This window comes from Alkalihalobacillus sp. NPDC127517 (assembly GCF_050276055.1).
In the GTDB taxonomy this organism is placed as follows: domain Bacteria; phylum Bacillota; class Bacilli; order Bacillales; family Bacillaceae_D; genus Alkalicoccobacillus.
This window is the reverse complement of the sequence record NZ_JBNNQX010000004.1, coordinates 60,910-84,301: the sequence shown is the minus strand read 5'-3', so window position 1 is coordinate 84,301 and position 23,392 is coordinate 60,910. Positions and strand designations below refer to the sequence as shown.

21 protein-coding genes are annotated in these 23,392 nt (G+C 39.6%); 13 read left to right on the top strand and 8 right to left on the bottom strand.

Translation table 11 applies throughout. From position 1 onward, the window contains the following. Entirely contained in the window at window positions 1-1,407 is a 1,407-nt protein-coding gene (gene lpdA / locus ACQKKO_RS06170; protein WP_498645348.1) for a dihydrolipoyl dehydrogenase, read from the top strand. 243 nt (window positions 1,408-1,650) lie between these two features. Here lpdA and ACQKKO_RS06165 read toward each other — a convergent pair whose 3' ends face one another. Continuing rightward, a complete protein-coding gene (locus tag ACQKKO_RS06165; RefSeq protein ID WP_498645346.1) occupies window positions 1,651-2,058 on the bottom strand; it encodes a hypothetical protein in 408 nt (135 codons plus the stop codon). Window positions 2,059-2,205: 147 nt separating this feature from the next. After that, window positions 2,206-3,822 carry a BCCT family transporter gene (locus ACQKKO_RS06160; RefSeq protein WP_498645343.1) on the bottom strand — a complete coding sequence of 539 codons (1,617 nt, stop codon included), beginning with the start codon at window positions 3,820-3,822 and terminating at the stop codon, window positions 2,206-2,208. A 304-nt stretch (window positions 3,823-4,126) separates the two neighbouring features. Here ACQKKO_RS06160 and ACQKKO_RS06155 point away from each other — a divergent pair, with 304 nt between their 5' ends. Further along, window positions 4,127-4,978, top strand: coding sequence for a polysaccharide deacetylase family protein (locus tag ACQKKO_RS06155; RefSeq protein ID WP_498645341.1), 852 nt, complete (start codon window positions 4,127-4,129; stop codon window positions 4,976-4,978). A 166-nt stretch (window positions 4,979-5,144) separates the two neighbouring features. Here the strand turns inward: ACQKKO_RS06155 and ACQKKO_RS06150 are convergent, their stop codons facing one another. After that, window positions 5,145-6,626, bottom strand: coding sequence for an aminotransferase class I/II-fold pyridoxal phosphate-dependent enzyme (locus tag ACQKKO_RS06150; protein WP_498645339.1), 1,482 nt, complete (start codon window positions 6,624-6,626; stop codon window positions 5,145-5,147). Window positions 6,627-6,745: 119 nt separating this feature from the next. Here ACQKKO_RS06150 and ACQKKO_RS06145 point away from each other — a divergent pair, with 119 nt between their 5' ends. Next, a complete protein-coding gene (locus ACQKKO_RS06145) occupies window positions 6,746-7,018 on the top strand; it encodes a UPF0223 family protein (RefSeq protein WP_498645337.1) in 273 nt (90 codons plus the stop codon). A gap of 55 nt (window positions 7,019-7,073) precedes the next feature. Here the strand turns inward: ACQKKO_RS06145 and ACQKKO_RS06140 are convergent, their stop codons facing one another. After that, the gene (locus ACQKKO_RS06140) at window positions 7,074-7,715 is read right to left on the bottom strand and encodes a YktB family protein (protein ID WP_498645335.1); all 642 of its coding nucleotides are present in this window, start codon (window positions 7,713-7,715) and stop codon (window positions 7,074-7,076) included. A 188-nt stretch (window positions 7,716-7,903) separates the two neighbouring features. Here ACQKKO_RS06140 and ACQKKO_RS06135 point away from each other — a divergent pair, with 188 nt between their 5' ends. From ACQKKO_RS06135 to ACQKKO_RS06125, 3 genes are all read left to right on the top strand, one after another. Continuing rightward, window positions 7,904-8,113, top strand: a complete 210-nt coding sequence (locus ACQKKO_RS06135; RefSeq protein ID WP_498645333.1) for a YkzI domain-containing protein — start codon at window positions 7,904-7,906, stop codon at window positions 8,111-8,113. Window positions 8,114-8,255: 142 nt separating this feature from the next. Beyond that, window positions 8,256-9,053, top strand: a complete 798-nt coding sequence (locus ACQKKO_RS06130; protein ID WP_498645331.1) for an inositol monophosphatase family protein — start codon at window positions 8,256-8,258, stop codon at window positions 9,051-9,053. Next, on the top strand, window positions 9,053-9,952 hold the full coding sequence (locus ACQKKO_RS06125; RefSeq protein WP_498645330.1) for an NAD(P)-dependent oxidoreductase: 900 nt from the start codon (window positions 9,053-9,055) through the stop codon (window positions 9,950-9,952). The genes ACQKKO_RS06130 and ACQKKO_RS06125 overlap by 1 nt, the downstream gene beginning before the upstream one ends. A 27-nt stretch (window positions 9,953-9,979) precedes the next feature. Here the strand turns inward: ACQKKO_RS06125 and ACQKKO_RS06120 are convergent, their stop codons facing one another. Continuing rightward, window positions 9,980-10,174: a YlaF family protein gene (locus tag ACQKKO_RS06120; RefSeq protein WP_498645326.1), complete on the bottom strand. Its 195-nt coding sequence runs from the start codon at window positions 10,172-10,174 to the stop codon at window positions 9,980-9,982. Between the two features lie 268 nt (window positions 10,175-10,442). On the opposite strand from ACQKKO_RS06120, the gene typA reads away from it, so the two are divergent. Beyond that, window positions 10,443-12,281 (top strand): translational GTPase TypA, encoded by a 1,839-nt coding sequence (gene typA, locus ACQKKO_RS06115; protein ID WP_498645324.1) that lies wholly within the window; start codon window positions 10,443-10,445, stop codon window positions 12,279-12,281. A gap of 18 nt (window positions 12,282-12,299) precedes the next feature. Further along, a complete protein-coding gene (locus ACQKKO_RS06110) occupies window positions 12,300-12,641 on the top strand; it encodes a YlaH-like family protein (protein WP_498645322.1) in 342 nt (113 codons plus the stop codon). Between the two features lie 37 nt (window positions 12,642-12,678). Here ACQKKO_RS06110 and ACQKKO_RS06105 read toward each other — a convergent pair whose 3' ends face one another. Continuing rightward, the gene (locus tag ACQKKO_RS06105) at window positions 12,679-12,852 is read right to left on the bottom strand and encodes a YlaI family protein (protein ID WP_498645320.1); all 174 of its coding nucleotides are present in this window, start codon (window positions 12,850-12,852) and stop codon (window positions 12,679-12,681) included. Window positions 12,853-13,148: 296 nt separating this feature from the next. Here ACQKKO_RS06105 and ACQKKO_RS06100 point away from each other — a divergent pair, with 296 nt between their 5' ends. Beyond that, entirely contained in the window at window positions 13,149-14,480 is a 1,332-nt protein-coding gene (locus ACQKKO_RS06100; protein WP_498645318.1) for a PhoH family protein, read from the top strand. Here ACQKKO_RS06100 and ACQKKO_RS06095 read toward each other — a convergent pair. After that, on the bottom strand, window positions 14,475-14,993 hold the full coding sequence (locus ACQKKO_RS06095) for a peptidyl-prolyl cis-trans isomerase (protein ID WP_498645316.1): 519 nt from the start codon (window positions 14,991-14,993) through the stop codon (window positions 14,475-14,477). The two genes, ACQKKO_RS06100 and ACQKKO_RS06095, sit on opposite strands and share 6 nt — an antisense overlap. A 203-nt stretch (window positions 14,994-15,196) precedes the next feature. On the opposite strand from ACQKKO_RS06095, the gene ACQKKO_RS06090 reads away from it, so the two are divergent. Beyond that, window positions 15,197-15,478 carry an Fpa/YlaN family protein gene (locus ACQKKO_RS06090; RefSeq protein WP_498645314.1) on the top strand — a complete coding sequence of 94 codons (282 nt, stop codon included), beginning with the start codon at window positions 15,197-15,199 and terminating at the stop codon, window positions 15,476-15,478. 190 nt (window positions 15,479-15,668) lie between these two features. Continuing rightward, entirely contained in the window at window positions 15,669-19,115 is a 3,447-nt protein-coding gene (gene pyc, locus ACQKKO_RS06085) for a pyruvate carboxylase (RefSeq protein WP_498645313.1), read from the top strand. Between the two features lie 42 nt (window positions 19,116-19,157). Here the strand turns inward: pyc and ACQKKO_RS06080 are convergent, their stop codons facing one another. After that, window positions 19,158-20,063, bottom strand: a complete 906-nt coding sequence (locus tag ACQKKO_RS06080) for a COX15/CtaA family protein (RefSeq protein WP_498645312.1) — start codon at window positions 20,061-20,063, stop codon at window positions 19,158-19,160. A gap of 392 nt (window positions 20,064-20,455) precedes the next feature. On the opposite strand from ACQKKO_RS06080, the gene coxB reads away from it, so the two are divergent. Together coxB and ctaD are read left to right on the top strand one after the other, a co-directional pair. Then, the gene (gene coxB, locus ACQKKO_RS06075; protein ID WP_498645311.1) at window positions 20,456-21,502 is read left to right on the top strand and encodes a cytochrome c oxidase subunit II; all 1,047 of its coding nucleotides are present in this window, start codon (window positions 20,456-20,458) and stop codon (window positions 21,500-21,502) included. Window positions 21,503-21,526: 24 nt separating this feature from the next. Beyond that, entirely contained in the window at window positions 21,527-23,392 is a 1,866-nt protein-coding gene (ctaD, locus tag ACQKKO_RS06070; RefSeq protein ID WP_498645309.1) for a cytochrome c oxidase subunit I, read from the top strand.

Genomic DNA, 23,392 nt, shown 5'->3' with positions numbered 1-23,392 from the left:
ATGGTTGTAGGAGATTTCGCTAACGAAGTAGACACACTAGTCATTGGTTCAGGTCCAGGGGGATATGTTGCAGCAATTCGTGCAGCACAACTAGGACAAAAAGTAACAGTAGTTGAGAAAGCGACAATCGGAGGAGTTTGCTTAAACGTTGGGTGTATCCCTTCTAAAGCGCTTATCTCTGCTGGTCATAAGTTCCATACTGCTAAACATTCTGATGATATTGGAATTGTAGCTGAAAATGTTTCAGTGAACTTCGATAAAGTACAAGAATGGAAATCATCTGTTGTAAATAAATTAACAGGTGGAGTACAAGGACTTTTCAAAGGAAACAAAATTGACTACGTTCAAGGAGAAGCTTACTTCTCTTCTGAAGATACGGTAAAAGTAGCAGACGAAAACAGTGCGACAACGTACAAATTCAAAAACTGCATCATTGCTACAGGTTCTAGCCCAATTGAACTTTCAGCATTTAAGTTTACTGACCGTGTAATCAGTTCTACTGGTGCACTAGCTCTTAAAGAAGTACCTAAGAAGCTTGTTGTAATTGGTGGAGGATACATTGGAGTTGAGCTTGCAGGTGCTTACTCTAACCTTGGTTCTGAAGTAACAATCATTGAAGGGGCGAAACAAATTCTTCCTGGATTTGAAAAGCAGATGGCTAAGCTTGTTGAAAAACGATTGAAAAAGAACAATGTGACGATTCACACGGATGCGAAAGCACTTGGTGTTGATGAGTCTGCTGATGGCGTAACAGTAAAAGCTGAAATTGGTGGGGAAGAGCAAGCAATCGAAGCTGATTACCTACTAGTAACAGTAGGACGTAAGCCAAATACAGATGAGCTTGGACTTGAAGCAATCGGTATTGAAATGACTGACCGTGGTCTAATCAAGATTGATAAACAAACTCGTACAAGCGTGAAGAACATCTATGCAATTGGTGACATCGTTGAAGGACCAGCTCTTGCACACAAAGCTTCTTATGAAGGTAAAGTGGCAGCTGAAGTAATCGCAGGCGAGAAGTCTGAGATTGACTACTTAGGAATTCCGGCCGTATGTTTCTCTGATCCAGAGTTAGCGACAGTTGGTTACACTGAAGCTGAAGCAAAAGAAGCTGGTTATGATGTAAAAGCATCTAAATTCCCATATGCTGCAAATGGACGTGCTCTTTCTCTTAACGACACTGAAGGCTTCATGAAGCTTATCACTCGTAAAGAAGATGGCCTTCTAATTGGAGCTCAGGTTGCTGGTGTTAATGCATCTGACGTCATTGCTGAGCTAGGACTTGCAATTGAAACGGGTATGACAGCGGAAGATATCGCTCTTACCATTCATGCGCATCCAACACTTGGTGAAATCACGATGGAAGCAGCAGAAGTTGCTCTAGGTTCTCCAATTCACATCATGTAATTAGAAAAGCCTCCCTCATTGGGGAGGCTTTTTTTAGCAATTGTTCAAATGGGCACTGACGAGCGTTCTAAGCGACTTACTCGCAAGATCGATAACTAAAGTTGCGAAATGAGGTAAAAGATCTTCAGGGGCCTGTCTGTACGGTTAGGCATGTGATTTGAACGTAGGATAAGGATCAAATAAAAATCCTCATAGATAATTTCTATGAGGATTTTAAAATATGGGGAAGTGTATGTGAAACACTTATAGTTGTCCAAGTTTTAGGTTCAATTCAAGAAGATTAGATAAAAGAGTTAGGATCTCTTCCTTTTTATTTATACCTTCTATTCTAAGAGAGACATCGTCACCATCTAGGCATAAAATGGTCGGGAACTGTTCGACATTAAAGTATTGGATCTTTTCCTGTTCAGAGGAGTCAACAATAACGAGCTGAGGCATTTCATCAGGATGATTACTGGATAATTCAATAAGAGCATCATAGTAAATCGTTTCTTGTTCTTTCTCTGGGTTATCAGCATCGGAGAATAACACGGCTACCGGAGTGTCTTCATCAGCTTCTTCAATAGGGTTCGAGGCAGAGGTTGACGCAGCAATACAGCTTGTCAGGAACAATAATGCCACTGTACAAATGAGATATAGCCATTTATTCACACTCACTCACGCCCTTCCGATCCATCACTTTTTTTAAGTTTATCATGTTTTATTAAGTTAAGAGACGAGGTAACATAATTGTAATGAAATAGAAATAGATAGTAAGAAAAAAGCCGAGAATTCGTTGGAATTCTCGGCTTTCTTTATTTATTTTTTATTTTTCAAGCTATCAATTTTAGCTTTTCTAAACTTTTCTTTTTCTTCTTTTAATTTATTTTGTTCACTTTTAAGTCGTGCGCGTTCTTGACGAAGTCTTTCTTTATCTTGAGCAAGTAATGGTTTTTCTTCTCCTAATGACTTCATGAGAGCAATAACCATTAAAATCATGATAAAGGTGAAAGGAAAGGCTCCGATGATGGCTGTCGTCTGTAAGGCGGTTAATCCTTGTTCTGATGTAAGCAGAACGGCTGCTGTACCTGAGATAATTAGACCCCAAACTAGTTTAACGACATTAGGAGGGTTTAACATGCCATTTGTTGTTTGCATTCCTAACACAACCGTAGCTGAATCGGCAGATGTAACAAAAAATGAAGCGATGAGAATTAATGCAACAATCGATACAAACATAGTTAATGGAAATTGTTCAAGCAAAGCAAATAAAGCAACTTCTTCTCCTGATGATGTAATCATATCACCAAAATTACTTCCTAAACGTTCAAGTTGAATGGCAGCTCCACCAAATACAGAGAACCATAATGCACCAAATAAGGCTGGAACGGCAATAACTCCAATTACAAACTCTCTAATTGTACGGCCTCTAGAAACACGGGCGATAAATGATCCGACAAATGGCGACCATGAGATCCACCATGCCCAATAGAATAAAGTCCAATCTTGTATCCATGTGTTTTCTGCATCATAGATATCTAGTGAAAAACTCATGTTAATGAAATTCTGTAGGTAGTTACCGATACCTTGTGTGAAAACACCCATCATATAAGCGGTAGAACCTGCAAAAAGTATAAACAACATAAGGGCAATCGCAAGATATACATTTAGATTACTTAAGTAACGGATACCCTTATCAATTCCAGTTAATGCAGAAATACTAAACAAAACGGTAACGATGATAATCACAATTAAATTAAGAACTGTCGGGTTCATATTAGAGATAGCTGGAAATAAAAATCCTAACCCTCCGGATATTTGTGCGGCACCAAATCCTAGTGAAGTTGCAACACCAAATACAGTTGCAATTACAACAAACACGTTAATCGTCGTACCTAATCCACCGTCTACTCTATTCCCTGCAATTGGTCGAAGTGTAGAACTAAACATAGCAGGCTCATCCTTACGGAACTGAAAGTAAGCAAGGCATAGTGCAACAACAGAATAGATGGCCCAAGGATGAATTCCCCAGTGAAACATTGAATATTGAATGGCTTCAGCAGCAGCTTGATTTGTGTCTGGATCTGCTCTAAATGGTGTGTGGAAATGACTAATTGGTTCAGCTGCACCCCAGAACACGAGTCCTATTCCCATACCTGCAGTAAATAGAAAGGCAAACCATGTAAGGAAACTGTATTGTGGTTTCTCATCAGGTTTTCCTAACTTAATTCTGCCATACGGACTAAATATTAAGTAAATACTAAATGCAACAAAAGCCGTTGCAGCTAGTAAATAAAACCAACCTAATTGATTTGTTAAGAATCCTTGGATAAGGGCAGTAACAGAATCTAGGTTATTCGGGAAGATAACCCCCCATAGAATAAAGGCTAATGCGATAATTATTGAAATTGTGAATACTGATGTTGTTTTTTTCAAATTCTTTTTCTCCCCTTTGAAAGATGTGCAACGTTCCCTACGCTATCATACTTGTGATATAAGTACAAACCGAACATAGGAGCAAAAATGGACTTATCAGACTGTTATTTACCACCAAATCGACGATGTTAAACATTTTTGACGAATTATTATGAGTGATGTCGAATCTTATTATTTCTTTTTTTACCGAATCAATTCTAAAGTGTGTAACAATGATGAATCATTCTGCGAATACTTGTCGCAATAAGGAATTTTTTGTTAAGATTACTTGCAACTCAAACGGATAAATAGAGGGGGAATTTAAATGAAACGAACGATGTTTTTAAGTTCGGTTTGTGTGCTGATGCTTGCAGCGTGTCAAACGCAAGCGGATCAGGAGATAAATGAACCGGAAGAAGGACAAGATCAAGAAGAGAATGTAGAGACAACGACGGATTTGGAAGCTGATGATGAGCAAGAAGAGGAACTAGAGTCAGAGGAATCGGAAGAGCAGGAAGCGGAAACAACAGAGCAAGAGTCAGAAGAAGTAGAAAAGGAATATAAAATCAATGATGTGATTTGGACTGTTGAACCAATTGAGGATGCAGATTCAGAAGTTGTGCTTTTAACCATTGATGATGCACCGGACCAACACGCTGTAGAAATGGCTGAAACGCTAAAAGAGAAAGATGTCTCGGCTATCTTTTTTGTGAATGGACATTTTCTACATACGGATGAAGAAAAAGAACGATTAAAAGAAATACATAATATGGGCTTTGAGATTGGCAATCACACAGCAACACATCCTGATTTGAAGGCAATCAGTGAGGAAGAGCAACGAGAAGAAATTGTGAGCGTGAATGATCAAGTGGAAGAAATTATAGGGGAGCGCCCTCGCTTCTTTAGAGCACCTTTTGGTTCAAACACAGATTTTTCAAAGGATCTGGTTGCCGAAGAGGGAATGACGTTAATGAATTGGACGTACGGTTATGATTGGGAAGTGGATTATCAAACGGCGGATGCATTAGCTGATATTATGGTAAATAACGAGTTTGTCCAGAATGGGGCAAACCTGCTAATGCATGATCGGGAATGGACGAATGAAGCACTTTCAGATATTGTGGATGGATTAAGAGACAAAGGATATGAATTTGTTGATTCGCATGCGATTGAATAAATAAAAAAGAGTCTGGGACAAAACTGAAAATAAAGTTAAAAATGGCGAATGATTCAACTATCGAATCATTCGCCATTCGTATTTCCTGTAGCGGATTTATTGCTATTTGCGTGTTTACATTAATGTTTTACCCAGCCCCACTAAACTTAGTATGTTTTTTAATTATCTATTGTATGGCGTGCTGTTCTTTAATTACGAGTAGTGTTTTTAGACTTTCATCCTCAGGGCCTTGTACAGGCAATCCTGCTTCAAGGTTTTTTTGAACGTAAGCTAGATTTTCGCTAGTAATTACTTCACCAGGAATTAAAATAGGGATTCCTGGAGGATAAACCATAATGAATTCAGCGATGATCCGTCCTGCTGATTCTTTAAAGGGGATAACTTCAACATCCGCATAAAAAGCATCTCGTGGTGAAAGGGCAAGAGTTGGAACATCCGGTACGAGAATGGAGATATCGTTTGGTTCATGAATTTCATCAGCTTTAAATTGTTTGGCCATTTCTTGAAGAGCCGAAATCAATATTTGTATCGTTTCTTCTGTATCGCCAAAGGATACAATACACAGTATATTATATAAGTCTGAAAGCTCAACTTCGATCTTATATTGTTCCCTTAACCAAACCTCTGCATCATGACCTGACATCGATAACCCTTTTAACGAAACAATTAGTTTTGTTGGGTCGTAAGAGTAGGCGGATTCTGATAAGAGAAGATCATCTCCTAAACAGTTTAACCCTTCAATAGCATTAATTTGATTGCGCGCATGTTGAGCTTGATCTATCGTCTTTTGAAGAAGATCATGCCCATTAATCGCCAGTTGCTTCCTTGCTGCATCTAGTGATGAGAGAAGCAAATAAGATGTAGACGTTGTTGTCAGCATGCTAATAATGGATTGAACTCTTTTAGCAGAAACAAGCCCTTCTCGAACATTTAAGATCGAGCTTTGAGTCATCGAGCCTCCAAGCTTGTGCACACTTGTTGCGGCCATATCAGCCCCGGCTTGCATAGCTGATAAAGGAAGTTTCTCATGGAAGTGAATGTGTACACCGTGAGCTTCATCTACAAGTACTGGTATGGAGTACGAGTGAGCAAGCTCAACAATGTGTTCAAGATCTCCTGCTACGCCGAAATATGTTGGGTTAATCACTAACAATCCTTTTGCATCTGGATGCGTATCAAGTGCTTTTTCAACAGAGGATACAGTTACACCGTGAGAAATTCCATGTGTTTTGTCAATCTCAGGATGGATAAACACTGGCATAGCACCAGAGAAAATAATGGCTGACATAATGGATTTATGAACATTTCGTGGTACAATCAATTTTTCTCCAGGTTTACAAACGGACATGATCATTGTCATAATGGCACCACTTGTTCCCTGAACAGAGAAGAATGTTTGATCGGCTCCAAATGCTTCAGCAGCTAGTTCCTGTGCTTCTTTAATAATACCGGATGGGTGATGCAGGTCATCAAGTGGTGCAATGTTTATCATATCAATAGATAAGGCGTTATCGCCAATAAACGCTCTAAAATCAGGTTCCATTCCAGATCCTTGCTTATGGCCAGGTATGTGGAATTGAACGGGTTGGTTTTGTGCATGTTCTCGAACACCTGTAAATAAAGGTGTCACATGTTGTGATTTGGGCAAATTGCACACCTACTATCTATATAATGTCGGCCACATCGGGCCAATATAAAGGAAAACAAAATTGAGTATACCAAATTAAAAGATCTTTGTAACTAGGAAGATTAGGAAGGATGAGCTAGATGAACATGCCTATTTCATTAGATTGGTCAAAAGAGGAAGTAGTTGATGTCATTCATTTTTTTCAAGGAGTAGAGGAGGCATATCAAAAATCAGGAATTGCCCGAACAGATTTAATGAATCGTTATCGACGCTTCAAAGAAATTGTTCCTTCAAAAAGCGAAGAAAAACAGCTGTGCAAAGAATTTGAAGAAGAAGCTGAAGCTGAGGTTTCTTGTTATCGTGCGGTTCAGAAGGCAAAAGCGGGGGAATCGGACCGTATACGCATGCCTTAGTAAATGTGAAATGGCAACCACCGACAAGGGAGGTCGCCATTTTTGTTTTCATAAATTACATACTTATTGAATGAACCTTCTGAGCTTCTTGATACAAAGGGTAAACAGTTTTGAAGGTTTCTTCGATTTTTGAAAGCAACCCAGGTCCGTCTGTTAAGATAGGGTCATTTCGATCGATAGTTACCCCACAAAGTAATTCAGCTTTTTTTACATCTCGTAAGCGAACAAACATGTCTTTAAGATCTGACTCTGTTAAATCTTCATGCTTTAGCGTTTCGGGCTTCATATGATCAAGAGACCATGAGAAATTTCCAGGAATGGTTTGTTTCCATTTAGATACATCTGTTAAAAGCTGATTTGCGAAGCTTGATTTTACTTGTGCCTCATAAATAACTGCAAACCAGATAAAAAGGTGAGATTCATAAAGTCCAACTTGGAAATGAGGCATCATTTTATAGCCTCTTTTATTTGCTGCAAAAGCAACCCACGTATCATTTGGAGGATTCACTTTACGTCTGGCATGCTGAGCGATATGAGTGAAAAATTCGTCGCCTGAAATGGTACTTAGTGTAGGAACGACCTCATCTGCTATCGCTTGAAAGGAAGGTTGAATGTTTCCGCGTATACCTTCCATTCTTGCTTCGAGACCATCTATGTGAAACACGTTAAAATCTTTTTGAGTAAATCCTTTAAACAATTCTAAGCACTCCTTTTCGGGTGGATCGGATGATTCTATCCTATCATAAAGCCCGCAAAAATTGATGAATGATGCTTGTGAATCCCTTAATGAATTAGTATTGCTTTTCATCATTAGAAAATGTATAATAACCTTATAAGTCAGAATTTTTAATTATTTGATTTAGTGTTTTGAAAGGAGTGAGAGAGATGGAGAAATTAATCCATCCTGTTCAAGAAAGAGATGAGGCGCTTCGTCTTCCAGTTTTACAATTGGAATTAGATTATGAACTAATGACACTTCACGATGCTATCGTCAAAGAAGACACTTCTGCAATTGCACAAAGCAAGTTACACTTGCTTGAACTTAGAAAAGAATGGTTAGAGCTTCAAGACCCAAAAAGTTGTATACGTAAATAGAAATGAAAGCGTAATCATTTTGATGGTTGCGCTTTTTTTGATTAGAGGGCCTGCATGAGTGTTCATTTAGTGATGAATATGTCATAATGATGGTGTAATTAGGAAACCAACGTAATTTGACCTTACTTTAGGGGGACTTATAATGGCTGATTGGAATGAACTTGGAAAAGTAGCTCGGGACTGGACATACGAGGCAGCAGAACTAATAAAAGAAGCCTTAGCGAATCCTTTTAAGGTTGAAGCAAAATCAGGGCCAGATGACCTTGTGACGGAAGTAGATAAGAACACAGAAGCGTTTTTTTATAATAAAGTGAGAGAAACCTTTCCTGAACATTCATTCTTAGGTGAAGAGGGAACGGCAGAGAAACTAGAAAATACGGACGGAATTATGTGGATCATTGATCCCATTGATGGAACGATGAATTTTGTTCAACAAAAAATCAAGTTTGCGATTTCCATTGGGATTTACGAAGATGGTGTCGGTAAGGTTGGTATCGTTTATGACGTAATGGCTGATGAAATGTTTTACGCAGTCAAAGGTGTAGGAGCATATGTAAACGAAGTGGAGCTTGTTGCTGGAAAAGAAAGACCTTTAAACGAGTCGATCATTTCATTAAATGCTAGATGGTTAACAGAAACGAATCACCCACACGCAAATCCTCTTCTAGCACTTGTTAGAGATTCAAGAAGTGTGCGTTCATACGGTGCGGCAGCGATTGAACTTGCCTATGTGGCCGCAGATCGTTTAGATGCATACGTAAGTGTGAATTTGTCTCCATGGGATTATGCGGGTGCACAAGTTTTACTAGATGAGATGGGGTACCGGGCATCATCATTCTCAGGAAAACCACTCTCTCTTCTTGATGGAGGAACGGTAATTGCTGCGAAACCTGCATTGCAAAGAGAGATTGTATCTGCTTACGTAGGGGAGGAGAATTAATGAAAAAAGTTGGCTTTATTGGACTTGGAACAATGGGGCTGCCAATGACAAAGCATTTACTTGACTCTAATTTTGAAACCTTTGTCTTAAGCCGTAGTCGTGGACCAATTGAAGAAGCGATGGCTTATGGTGCATTAGAAGCAGAGACGCCTAAGGAACTAATGGAGATTTGCGATATTGTGATGACATGTTTGCCTGTTCCGAAGACGATAGAAGAAGTGTATGAAGGTGAACATGGCTTAATTGCAGGAGCATCACCTGGAAAGATTGTGATTGACCATTCTACTGTGGATCGGCAGACAAATGAAAGAGTATTAAACCTCCTGAAAGAAAAGGGGGCTGAATTTATGGATGCACCTGTAAGTGGTGGTCCAATGGGAGCAAGTGCTGGAACACTAACGATTATGTGTGGCGGAGATGAACAAACCTTCTTACGGGCTGAGCCTGTGATGAAGTCGTATGGGGCGTATATTGTCCACGTCGGCCCAATCGGTAGCGGAACCGTTGTAAAGTTATTAAACAACATGTTAATCGGTGTACATCAAGCGGCTCTTGCTGAATGTTATGTAATGGCTGAAAAAGCAGGTGTTGACCCAGCGGTAGCCTATGATTTAATTCAAAAAAGTGCCGGATTCTCAAAAAGCATGGATTGGGCAGTTGATGCGATTCTTGATCGAGAGTTTGATGCAAGATTCTCAATCAATCTCCTTCACAAAGATATCGGACTAGCTTTGAGTTTAGCAGAAGAGATTAACATGCCACTTGATATGGTTAAGCTTGGTGCAGAAAAAGTGGCCTTAGCTAAAGAGAAGTATGGTCACCAGGATGTTAGTGCAATTGTTAGACCACTCGAAGAAAAAACGGGTGTCACGTTAAAACGACACAAAAACCAAGGATAATATCCTTGGTTTTTGTTTAGATTCAATTTAGTTTATCTCAGATTGATTATTTTCACGAATGCGCTTTTTAAGAGTGAAGCCGAGTCCCATAGCGATTATGACACCTGCAACAGCAAGTAGGGCAATGATAATACTTCTTTCGGCAACGGCAATTCCAATACTCATAATACACGCTACCGTAATAGCAGCTAGTAATAAAAATAAAAGGTTTTCTTTTTTCAAGTCAAGTCCTCCCTTACACCAAAAACTTCTATTAATAGTGTACCGTGATTTACAAAAAAGAAAAGGGTATCATGTGACAATACGTCAAACAATTCGTTGATTCTGTACATTGAAGTGTAGAAATTGAAAAATTGGGTAAAGCTTTTGTTTATTCTAACGATAACTATGTTATACTTATACAGTTGTGAACTAGAGATTTTGAGAAGTTTTATAAAATAGAAACAGAAAGCATCTGCTTTTTGAACATAGCTAAGGAGAGAATTTTTATATGGATCGTCGTTCAGATATACGTAATATCGCAATTATTGCCCACGTTGACCACGGGAAAACAACGCTTGTAGATGAATTACTTAAGCAATCAGGTACGTTCCGCGAGAATGAACAGGTTGCAGAAAGAGCAATGGACTCCAACGCAATTGAAAAAGAGCGTGGAATTACCATTCTTGCTAAAAATACAGCGATTAACTATGGCGACACACGCATTAACATCATGGATACACCAGGACACGCCGACTTTGGTGGAGAAGTAGAACGTATCATGAAAATGGTTGATGGTGTGCTACTAGTTGTAGATGCTTATGAGGGCTGTATGCCACAAACGCGTTTTGTTCTTAAAAAAGCGCTTGAACAAAAGCTGACTCCTATCGTTGTTGTGAATAAAATTGACCGTGATTTCGCTCGTCCAGCTGAAGTAGTTGACGAAGTGGTTGATTTATTTATTGATTTAGGCGCAGATGAAGATCAATTAGACTTCCCAGTTGTTTATGCTTCTGCAATTAACGGTACATCGAGCTTAAACTCTGAAAAACAAGACGATAACATGACTTGCCTATTAAATAAAATCATTGAATCAATCCCTGCTCCAATTGATAACAGCAGTGAGCCTTTACAGTTCCAAGTAACAATGCTTGATTACAATGACTATCTTGGTCGTATCGGAATTGGACGTGTGTTCCGTGGAACGATTAAAGTTGGACAACAAGTAGCTCTAATGAAGGTTGATGGTTCTGTTAAACAGTTCCGTGTAACAAAAATGTTCGGTTTCCTTGGGTTAAAACGTGTAGAAATTGAAGAAGCAAAAGCTGGAGATCTAATCGCTGTATCCGGAATGGAAGAGATCAACGTAGGGGAAACGGTCTGCCCGGTTGAACATCAAGAGGCACTTCCAATTCTTCGTATTGATGAGCCAACACTTCAAATGACATTCCTTGTGAATAACAGTCCTTTTGCAGGTCGTGAAGGGAAATTTATCACAAGCCGTAAGATTGAAGAACGTTTAAAAGCAGAGCTTGAAACGGATGTTAGTCTACGTGTTGAAAACACTGATTCACCGGAAGTGTGGGTTGTGTCAGGACGTGGAGAACTTCACTTGTCAATCTTAATTGAGAACATGCGTCGTGAAGGCTATGAGCTTCAAGTTTCTAAACCAGAAGTAATTGTTCGTCAAATCGATGGCATCGCACAAGAGCCAGTTGAACGAGTTCAAATTGACGTTCCAGAAGAGTACACTGGATCTGTTATGGAGTCTCTTGGAGAACGTAAAGGTGAAATGGTCAACATGATTAATAATGGTGGTGGACAAGTTCGTCTTGAGTTCATGGTTCCTGCTCGTGGATTGATTGGATATTCAACGGAGTTCTTAACGCAAACACGTGGGTACGGAATTATTAACCACTCATTCGATAGCTACAAGCCGCTATTTGGTGGACAAGTTGGTGGACGTCGCCAAGGTGTACTTGTTTCAATTGAATCAGGTAAAACGAGCCAATACGGAATTATGCAAGTAGAAGACCGTGGAACAATCTTTGTTGAGCCTGGTACAGAAATTTACGAAGGTATGATTGTTGGAGAGCACACACGTGATAACGACTTAACAGTTAACATCACAAAGATGAAGCAACAAACCAACGTTCGTTCAGCCACTAAAGACCAAACGGTAACAATGAAGCGTCCGCGTATCTTGACGCTTGAAGAGTCGATCGAGTATCTAAATGAAGATGAATATTGTGAGCTAACTCCAGAGTCAATTCGTCTACGTAAAAAGATCTTGAACAAAAATGAACGTGAAAGAGCAGAAAAACGTAAGAAGACAGGAAGCCAATCCTAGTAAAAAGGCGGGAGATATATGAAAGACAATATCAGCCAAGCTGACCTGGGTCAATATTCATGGCTCATGCAGCAAACAGCAGAATATCCTTGGCTGGGTTTTTGGACATGTATAATGACCGTAATTCTTGGAGTCATCGTTTTTAAGCTTGGTTTTGCTCAAAAGCTGCCTCTTTTAAAGTCAATCATTATCTATACAATGCTTGTCATTGGTTGCTTTTTTCTATGGACGATGGAGTTCGCTTTTGGTGCTCCAATCATGGCAGTCTTAGCAATCTCTGCTCTTTTTTTGGGCGGATATCGATTTAGACTTCATCTTCATAGAAAGCAAAATGAACAAAGTGGAACTCAATCCTCTTAATTAAAAAGACAGCGCCTAGGCGCTGTCTTTTTTTGTTTCAAGATTCAACTTCGCTATGATTTTCTTTTCGGTCCATCGTTTTACGTGTAATACGTTCTTCACACGTCGGGCACATATACGTATGAAGGGGGCGATTTCGTAGTTTTTTTGCTAATGGCTTTAAATCATTAATAGTGTCAATTTGATCACATAACACACATTTTACTCTCATTGTTTTTCACGCTCCTACTATTATCTATAGTGTACGCGTATTTACATAATAAATAAACACTCATTTATAATAGAAGGTTTGTATCGCTCGTATTTACTGAAAATTCATAAAGGAACGTAATGGATTCTTATAAAATGTAATAGAGAAGGAAAAGTTTGTAGAAACTAATCAAGACAAACTCGTCTAACCGACACGTTTGTCTCATACACATGAATATGAACATGTTCATTTACATTTACATGGGAATGCAAATTTTCAGCTAGGTCTTGTCGATAACAGGTCAGGGGGCATTCATATTGAGGAAAATCTATGTGTTGGATACAAACGTGTTACTGCAAGATCCTTATTCTATCTTTGCTTTTCAAAAAAATGAGGTAGTCCTGCCTGCAGTAGTTTTGGAAGAAGTGGATTCTAAGAAACGTAATATGGATGAGATTGGCCGCAATGCTCGTCAAATCTCAAAATTAATAGATCAATTACGTGAAAAGGGGAAGCTGCACGAAGGTGTGCCACTTGATTCAGGTGGGTCTCTCCGAGTGGAATTAAATCACCGGTCATTTAAAAACTTAAAGGAATCATTTGCAGAGATGACAAATGATAATCGAATTATAGCTGTAGCATTAAACCTTTCAATAGAAGAAAGTGAAAAGCCAAATGGGGCTAAAGTGACCCTGGTCAGCAAGGATGCGCTGGTCAGAGTTAAGGGAGATGCGTTTGGTTTAGATGTTGAAGACTTTTTAAATGATCGAGTCGTTGAGTTTGATGAGGGTTATGACGGTTATATTGAAGTTTATGTAGATAAAGACATTATCAAACGTTTTTATGATAATGGAGGCATCAACCGAAGTGATCTTTCCATTCACACTCAGTTATATCCACACCAGTTTGTTATTCTAAAAGATTCCTTGGGAGGTTCAAGTTCAGCGCTAGGAAAAATAGAGCCAAATGGATTTGATATCCGACCGTTTGTTTCAGACTCAGATCAGGTGTGGGGGATCAGGTCCAGAAATGTCCAACAGAAGATGGTATTTGAACTCTTACTTAGAGAAGATATTCCACTTGTCACGATGATCGGAAAAGCAGGGACTGGAAAAACACTTTTATCACTTGCGGCAGGGTTATTACAAACAGAGGATCTTCATACGTATAATAAGCTGTTGGTTGCAAGACCAGTTGTCCCTTTAGGGAAAGATATCGGCTATTTGCCAGGCGAAAAAGATGAAAAGCTAAGACCATGGATGCAACCCATTTATGATAACCTTGAATTTTTGTTTAATACGAAAAAGCCAGGTGAGATAGATCAAATTCTAGCAGGAATGGGCTCTATTCAAGTGGAGGCACTTACGTATATCAGGGGGCGGAGTATTCCGGAGCAATATATCATCATTGATGAGGCTCAAAATCTCACAAAACATGAGATCAAAACCATTCTTACACGTGTAGGTGAGAAAAGTAAAATTGTGTTGATGGGTGATCCACAGCAAATTGACCACCCATACCTTGATGAATACACAAATGGACTTACCTATGTAGTTGAAAAATTTAAAAACCAATCCATTCACGGCCATGTGAAGCTAGTAAAAGGAGAACGATCAGGACTCGCGCAGCTTGCAGCTGATCTTTTATAATTCGGTTCCGATCACTAATCGCTTTACATGAGTAATTGGGTTTTGGGCATTGGAACCGTCACCGAAATAAATGTGGACAGGGCCGTTATCTCTTAGCGGCTGTCCATCTTTTGAAAACCCAACAATTAGGTTAGTTGCCTCTTCGAGCGTGCAAACATGTGATTCTCCATTTTCCGTTTCAATTTTTACAGATGAAGCGCTTTCGATTGGGGCCGCGTTTAATAAAAAAGATTTTAAGGGCATACCAAACGATCCATTAATTAAGGCTTGTTTGTTATAACGGATGAGATTACCATTATGATTCGGGTTTGGTGGCTCAGAACCTTCTGTGCGCTCCTTATCCCATTGAGCTGAAATGGACTTTTGATACGCTGTAATCTCATCATCCATTGTTTCAAGCTCATCAAAGTAAGTAGTTAAATCTACTTTACGTTCGTCAAAGATCCATACCGTTGGGTCGATTGTTAGTGGGCGACTTACTTCGCCGTCAATAAAAAATACAAATTCACTCAAAGTTATTCCTCCTAGATTGGTCTGACTGTTATAGTATAAAACGAAAAATAGACGTTTGTCAGTTGTGGAAACTTAAAAACGTTTCAATTTATTCAAAATGACAGAGGTTGAATCACGTAAGATTGGCTAAAAAGATTGCAATTTAGCGCTTTAGCAGATACTATGAGAGTAGAGATGATTCATCATTGTGAGGAGGGGACAAAATGTCGATTAAGGTGATGACCAGCCAGGCTGAGAAAGCATACGCACTTCTGCAGTCTGACGCAGAAAAGATCCGCAAGCTTATTGAAGTTCAGTTGGAAAATCTAACGATGCCTCAATGCCCCCTCTACGAAGAAGTACTAGATACTCGTATGTTTGGGCTTTCACGTGAAATTGATTTCGCTGTTCGTTTAGGCTTAGTAGACGAAGAGCAAGGGAAATCCATTTTAAGTGAATTACAACGTAGACTCGATGACTTACACGATTTAACAATTAAACGTTAATACGAAAAAAGACTATGACTCATTAACATAGTCTTTTTTGTTTGTCTAGTATTTCTGGGCAAAAAAAGTTTTTAAACTGACTGAAGATTTCAATTGCTTTTTTTCGTATTTTACTTCTATACTAAATAACAAGCTTTAACCAAAAGTAGAGAAAGAATACTAAAGTCGAGAGAGTAAAGGGGAGGACGAAATGAACGGGTTACAATCCATTAAAAAAGTATTGGTAGCAAACCGTGGAGAAATCGCAATTCGAATTTTCCGAGCATGTTCTGAGTTACATATCCGAACAGTGGCTGTATATTCTAAAGAAGACTTAGGAGCTTATCATAGATATAAAGCCGATGAAGCCTATCTGATTGGTGAAGGAAAAAAACCAATCGATGCATATCTAGACATAGAAGGTATTATTGAAACTGCAAAGCTACATGGTGTCGATGCGATTCACCCAGGTTACGGATTCTTATCTGAAAACCTGCAATTTGCAAAACGTTGCCATGAAGAAGGCATTATTTTTATTGGGCCGGAACTTGAGCATCTTCGGATGTTTGGAGATAAGGTTCAAGCAAAAGAACAAGCGTTAAAAGCAAAGTTACCGGTCATTCCAGGTAGCGATGGCCCTGTAAATGGTGTAGAGGAAGTTGAAGCCTTTGCCAAAGAGCATGGCTATCCATTTATTATAAAAGCTTCACTCGGTGGCGGCGGTCGAGGAATGAGAATTGTCCGCACTGCAGAAGATTTACGTGAATCGTATGACCGTGCGAAATCCGAAGCAAAGTCTGCTTTCGGGAATGATGAGGTCTACGTTGAGAAATTTGTAGAAAATCCAAAGCATATTGAAGTTCAAATTCTTGCCGATAAACATGGCAATATTGTGCATCTATACGAGAGAGACTGCTCCGTTCAACGCCGTCATCAAAAAGTAGTTGAAGTAGCACCAAGTGTTTCGTTAGGTGAAGGAGTGCGCGAACGTATTTGCGAGGCTGCGGTTCAACTAGCTGAAGCGATAGGGTATGTAAATGCGGGTACTGTTGAATTTCTTGCGACCGAAAATGGCGATTTCTATTTCATTGAAGTTAATCCACGTGTTCAGGTTGAGCATACGATTACAGAGATGGTAACAGGAATTGACATTGTTCAATCGCAATTATTGATTGCAGATGGTGAGAAGCTTCATAGTCCAAAAATGGGGATTCCCGCACAAGAAGACATTCAATGTAGTGGGTTTGCCATTCAATCACGTGTAACAACAGAGGACCCTGCTAACGGATTCTTACCAGATACGGGACGAATTAATGCCTACCGCTCAGGTGGAGGTTTTGGTGTGCGTCTTGACGCAGGGAACGGGTTCCAAGGATCTGTTATTTCACCTCACTATGATTCCTTGTTAGTAAAAGTATCTACATGGGCATTAACATATGAGGGAGCGGCATCAAAAATGCTGCGGAATCTGCGCGAATTCCGTATTCGCGGTATTAAAACAAATATCGCGTTCCTTGAAAATGTTGTTCGCCATGAATCCTTTTTAAATGGTTCGTACAATACGTCGTTTATTGATACAACGCCTGAATTATTTATCTTCCCTAAACGAAAAGACCGCGGAACAAAAATGCTTACGTTTTTAGGAGAAACAATCGTTAATGGTTACCCAGGGATTGACCAACTAAACAAGCCGAACTTTGAAAAACCAGTTGTACCTAAAATTAATCCAATTGAAGAAATGCCACGTGGATCAAAACAAATCCTTGATGAAGAAGGACCTGAGGGCTTGGCAAAATGGGTTAAAGAACAAAAAGATGTTTTACTAACAGATACTACGTTCCGAGATGCGCATCAATCACTTCTTGCCACACGTGTACGTACACATGACTTGAAGAAAATAGCAGAGCCTACAGCACGTCTGTTACCTAACTTATTTTCAATGGAAATGTGGGGCGGTGCAACATTTGATGTAGCCATGCGTTTCTTGCATGAAGATCCATGGGAGCGACTACTTGTCTTAAGAAAACAAGCACCAAATGTATTGTTCCAAATGCTGTTACGTGCTTCAAATGCAGTCGGATATACGAATTATCCAGATAATGCAGTAGATGAATTCGTTGTAAAATCTGCGTCCGCAGGTATTGATGTGTTCCGTATTTTCGATAGCTTAAACTGGGTAGAAGGAATGCGTCCGGCAATTGAATCCGTACGTAAAACGGGAAAAATTGCAGAAGCTGCAATGTGCTACACGGGGGACATTACAGATTCATCGAGAACGAAGTATGATCTGAATTATTACGTAAACCTTGCTCGGGAACTAGAGTCTGCAGGAGCACATATTCTTGCCATTAAAGATATGGCTGGATTACTTAAGCCAGAAGCAGCTTATACTCTTGTATCTGCACTAAAAGAAACCATCGATATTCCTGTTCATCTGCATACTCATGATACAAGTGGAAATGGTGTATATATGTATGCAAAAGCTGTGGAAGCGGGAGTAGATATCGTTGATGTTGCGATTAGCTCAATGGCAGGGTTAACGTCTCAACCAAGTGCAAACACACTTTATTACGCACTAGGCGGCTCAGAGAAGCAACCAGATGTAAACATACATGCTCTTGAACAACTTGATGAGTTCTGGGGCGCAACTAGAAAGTACTATCAAGGCTTTGAAAGTGGCATGAATGCTCCTCATACAGAGGTGTATCAGCACGAAATGCCTGGTGGTCAATACAGTAATCTTCAGCAACAAGCAAAAGCAGTTGATCTTGGAGAGCGCTGGAACGAGGTTAAGAAAATGTATCGTGTTGTAAACGATATGTTTGGTGATGTTGTAAAAGTAACACCTTCTTCTAAAGTTGTAGGGGACATGGCATTATACATGGTTCAAAACGATTTATCAAAAGAAGACGTGTATGCGAAAGGGCATTCGCTTGATTTCCCTGATTCCGTTGTTGAATTCTTCCAAGGACAGCTCGGACAACCTTATCAAGGATTCCCTAAGGAGCTTCAAGAGATCATTCTTAAGTCACGTAAGCCAATTGAAGGGCGCCCAGGAGCACTTCTTGAACCAGTCGATTTTGAAGAGATACAAAATAAGCTCTTTAAACAACTGAATCGACAAGTAACAAGTCACGATGTGTTGTCATATGTGATGTATCCAAAAGTATTCACTGAATTCGAACAATTCCGTGACAGCTTTGGAGATGTATCTGTACTTGATACGCCAACATTCTTCTATGGTCTAAAACCAGGTGAAGAAATTGAAGTGGAAATTGAACAAGGAAAAACATTAATTGTTAAGCTTGTTTCTGTTTCAGCTCCAAGAGATGATGCGAAACGAATTGTTTACTTTGAATTAAATGGTCAGCCAAGGGAAGTATTGATTCAAGACCAATCTGTTCAGACAAAGGTTAAATCTCGTCCGAAGGTTGATAAGAATAACGAAAAACAAATCGGTGCGACCATGCCGGGAACTGTGATCAAAGCTCTTGTAGCTAAAGGCGATCAAGTGAAAAAAGGTGATCACCTGCTAATTACAGAAGCAATGAAGATGGAAACAACAGTACAGGCTGCGTATGATGGTGAAATTAAGGATGTCTTTGTATCCGACAACGAACCAATCGCAACGGGTGATTTACTCATCGAATTTGTGTAACCAAACAAAAAGGATCAAGCATTCGCTTTGATCCTTTTTATATTAGGCTGATTTTTTTCTGAATAAGATCATGGTCATGTAGGCTAAGCATGTAAATAATAAAGAGACTAAGACTGCATGAGTCATACCAACCTCAAGAAACTGGTTAAGACTTAAAACTATGGTAATACCACTTGAAAATTGTCCGATAACTAATAAGACTGAGATAACACTTAACCATTTAATCGTGCGACTTTGTCCAAACTTCCTAAAGATCCATACGAGTAATATGATTAAAAGAATAAGCATAATTGTACCAAAGATTCGATGGAAATATTGTGGAGCAACTGTCCAGAACGCATCTGGGATCCACTTACCATTACAAGTTGGGAAACCGGCACATGCGAGTGTAGAATCCGTATGCTTTACAAAAGCACCTGTATAAATAACTGCGTAACAATACACTAAAACACCTAACACATATTTACGCAAGCCTTTACTGTTATCAGGCGCAGCAGGGCGAGGGCCCTTCTTTGAATCCTCGAAGCTTAAAACAATTAATAAAACAACAGATGAAAGAGATAAAGCTGAGAAACCAAAATGTAGAGCCATGACTAACGGTTGTTGTCCAAAAACAACAGCTCCTGCCCCCATTAGTCCTTGTAGAATGATCATAAAAACTGAGAGAATCGCTAAAAATCTAGCTTCACGAACATGCTTTAATTGCTTCCAAGCCCAAAATGCCAAGATAATAACAAGAAATCCAGCTAAGCCTGAGACAATTCGATGTGTATACTCAATCACGGTTTCAATGGCAGGATTTAATGGAACAACCTCACCAAAGCATAAAGGCCACGTATTCCCACAGCCTTCACCAGATCCCGTTTTAGAAACAAGTGCTCCTTGGATGAGGACCAATAATACAAATAAGGCTGTAATGACACCAAAAACTTTAAATCGCTTATGCACGTTCTTCACCTTCTAATTAAAAATAAATTCGTAATAGGTTGCTCTCTATTGATGATAGGTATGCAGCAAGCAAAAGTCAATTTTACAGCAAGGAACATTTTATGACGGTTTTTAAATGTGAATATCATGTGAAAATGAGGTTTATGATGAAACTAATCTCATAATAAGCTATAATGTAAACGTATACTGGTTATAATTGGCGATCTATAAGCACATCAGGAGGTGAATGGCGCAAAACAAGCGGATTCTGGGATTCCGGTCTACTGCTTACGATATCTTATAGATTATTGAAAGCCTTATCAGATGGACTTTATTTTACCGTTGTTTTGTGATGGCAAGAACGCTACAGAGAAAAGAAAGGACAAACATTGAAAGAAAGTGAGGGAATGCTGATGAAACAAGTAAAGGCTTGGAGTGGACGGTTTGGATTTCTAGCAGTCATTTTTCTTTTATCAGGCTGTTTTGGGAACGAGAACTTGACGGCTTTAGATCCAAAGGGACCTCAAGCAGAGTGGATCTATAAAAATATGATTCTGTCATTATACATAATGGCATTTGTCACATTAGTGGTTTTCGCGATTTTCTTCTATATTATAGCGAAATTCCGTCGTAAAGAAGGAGATAACGAATACCCGAAACAAGTACATGGAAGCACAGTGTTGGAGATTACCTGGACGGTTATCCCGATTCTACTATTATTAGTTCTGTTTGTTCCAACCATTATCGGAACGTTTGATTTTGCAGAAAGTCAAGCGCCTGAAGATGTAGAGGACGCCATATACATAGATGTAACCGGTCATCAGTACTGGTGGCAGTTTGATTATGAGGAAGGCTTCACAGCAGGACAAGAGGTATACATCCCAACAGATGAGCGAGTCTATTTTACGCTAAATGCAACGGATGTCATTCACTCATTCTGGGTACCGGCACTCGGCGGAAAGATTGATACCGTTCCTGGTATTGAGAATACGCTATGGCTCCAAGCAGATGAACCAGGTACATATATGGGGAAATGTGCAGAGTTATGTGGTCCATCTCATGCCTTAATGGACTTTAAACTAATTGCTCTTGAACGTGAGGATTACGATCAGTGGGTAGAAGACATGGCAGCGAAAGCAGATGTGGAGCAGCCAGAGGACTCTTCTGTACAGCAAGGGTATGAAGTATTCCAAGAAAACTGTATTAGCTGTCACGCCGTTAGCGGTCCTGGTTCAGCATCAGGTCCAACATTAACAAACTTTAATGATCGAAACACCATTGCTGGATATCTAGAGAATACAGATGAACAGTTAAAAGCATGGATTCGTAATCCGGATGAATTTAAACAAGGAAACAACATGGTTCCATTCCCTGAATCTGAAATCTCAGAAGGTGAAATGGACTCGCTTGTTGCATACTTACGTTCATTAAATGTTCGTGACGGAGAGAACGCAGAGTAATAACGGAAAAGGAGGTATGAAACATTGGCAGCTGTAAAACAAGAGAAAAGTGTCATTATGGACTGGTTAACAACGGTTGACCACAAGAAACTAGGAATCATGTATTTGATTGCTGGAACATTATTTTTCTGTAAAGCCGGCTTAATGGCCGTTTTCATGCGAATTCAATTAATGATTCCTGAGAATACGTTCCTAAGTGGACAAACGTTTAATGAATTTATTACAATGCATGGAACGATCATGCTATTTTTAGCGGCAACCCCTTTGTTGTTTGCTTTTATGAACTATTTCATTCCACTGCAAATAGGGGCACGTGACGTTGCCTTTCCATTTGTGAATGCACTAGGATTCTGGATTTTCTTATCCGGGGGACTATTGTTAAGTACTAGTTGGTTTTTTGGTGGTGGACCGGATGCTGGTTGGACAGCGTATGTTCCTTTGTCCACACAAGACCGTTTAGGAATTGACTTTTACGTACTAGGACTTCAAGTGTCGGGAATCGGTACGCTTATCTCTGCAATTAACTTCCTAGTGACGATTGTAAATATGCGTGCACCTGGCATGACGATGATGAGACTTCCATTATTCGTGTGGACTTCTTTTATCTCTTCAACACTGATTTTATTTGCCTTTACACCACTTGCAGCAGGTCTTGCGCTATTAATGCTTGAGAGAATCTTTGATGCGCAGTTCTTTGTACCGAGTGCAGGAGGAAATGTCGTCATTTGGCAACATATTTTCTGGATATTTGGTCACCCGGAAGTATACATTCTCGTTCTTCCGGCGTTTGGAATTATCTCTGAGGTTATTCCGGCTTTTTCTAGAAAACGACTGTTTGGTTATACGGCCATGGTCTTTGCAACCATGATTATTGCCTTTTTAGGATTCATGGTATGGGCTCACCACATGTTTACAGTGGGAATGGGGCCAGTAGCCAACTCCGTATTTGCGGTAGCAACCATGACCATCGCTGTTCCTACGGGAATTAAGATCTTCAACTGGTTGTTCACGATGTGGGGCGGTAAAATCACATTTAATACAGCGATGCTTTTCGCATCATCCTTTGTACCAACCTTCGTATTAGGTGGGGTAACCGGGGTCATGCTTGCGATGGCACCAGTTGATTACTTGTACCATGATACTTATTTTGTTGTAGCTCACTTTCATTACATTATTGTAGGTGGAATTGTGCTTGCGTTATTTGCTGGACTCTTTTACTGGTATCCGAAGATGTTTAATCATAAGCTAAATGAAACACTGGGAAAATGGTTTTTTGTATTGTTTTACATCGGGTTCCATCTGACATTTTTTATTCAACACATTTTAGGTTTAATGGGTATGCCAAGACGTGTTTATACATATCTAGCAGATCAAGGTCTGGATGCGTATAATATGGTCAGTACAATTGGAACGTTCTTCATGACAGCTGGGGTACTTCTTCTAGTTGTTAACATTATCTACTCAGCGTTTAAAGGAGAACGAGTAACAGTAGCTGATCCGTGGGATGCTAGAACACTTGAGTGGGCAGTGCCTACACCTGTGCCAGAGTATAACTTTGCTCAGACACCTCAAATTCGTTCACTTGATCCATTATTCTATGAAAAAATTCATGGAGACGGGACTATGAAGCCTGCAGAACCAATTGATGAGATTCACATGCCAAACGGTTCGATTCTACCACTCCTAATCTCGATTGGTCTCTACTTTGTAGGCTTTGGACTAATTATGCTTGAGATGGAGAATGCACTGATTAATCCATGGATCGTTGTTGTTGGTGGGTTTGTCATTACATTTGGCTGTATGGCTGTCAGATCGATAAAAGAAGATCATGGGTATCATGTACCAATTGATCAAATTAAGCGTGAATTACCAACAAAGGGGGAAAAGTAG

What these genes read in the sequence shown, in the direction of transcription:
- pyc (WP_498645313.1), top strand. Translation starts at nt 15,669, where the DNA reads ATGAACGGGTTACAATCCATTAAAAAAGTATTGGTAGCAAACCGTGGA.
- ACQKKO_RS06105 (WP_498645320.1), bottom strand. Translation starts at nt 12,852, where the DNA reads ATGAGAGTAAAATGTGTGTTATGTGATCAAATTGACACTATTAATGAT.
- ACQKKO_RS06110 (WP_498645322.1), top strand. Translation starts at nt 12,300, where the DNA reads ATGAAAGACAATATCAGCCAAGCTGACCTGGGTCAATATTCATGGCTC.
- lpdA (WP_498645348.1), top strand. Translation starts at nt 1, where the DNA reads ATGGTTGTAGGAGATTTCGCTAACGAAGTAGACACACTAGTCATTGGT.
- ACQKKO_RS06125 (WP_498645330.1), top strand. Translation starts at nt 9,053, where the DNA reads ATGAAAAAAGTTGGCTTTATTGGACTTGGAACAATGGGGCTGCCAATG.
- ACQKKO_RS06155 (WP_498645341.1), top strand. Translation starts at nt 4,127, where the DNA reads ATGAAACGAACGATGTTTTTAAGTTCGGTTTGTGTGCTGATGCTTGCA.
- ACQKKO_RS06135 (WP_498645333.1), top strand. Translation starts at nt 7,904, where the DNA reads ATGGAGAAATTAATCCATCCTGTTCAAGAAAGAGATGAGGCGCTTCGT.
- ACQKKO_RS06090 (WP_498645314.1), top strand. Translation starts at nt 15,197, where the DNA reads ATGTCGATTAAGGTGATGACCAGCCAGGCTGAGAAAGCATACGCACTT.
- ACQKKO_RS06130 (WP_498645331.1), top strand. Translation starts at nt 8,256, where the DNA reads ATGGCTGATTGGAATGAACTTGGAAAAGTAGCTCGGGACTGGACATAC.
- ACQKKO_RS06145 (WP_498645337.1), top strand. Translation starts at nt 6,746, where the DNA reads ATGAACATGCCTATTTCATTAGATTGGTCAAAAGAGGAAGTAGTTGAT.
- coxB (WP_498645311.1), top strand. Translation starts at nt 20,456, where the DNA reads ATGAAACAAGTAAAGGCTTGGAGTGGACGGTTTGGATTTCTAGCAGTC.
- typA (WP_498645324.1), top strand. Translation starts at nt 10,443, where the DNA reads ATGGATCGTCGTTCAGATATACGTAATATCGCAATTATTGCCCACGTT.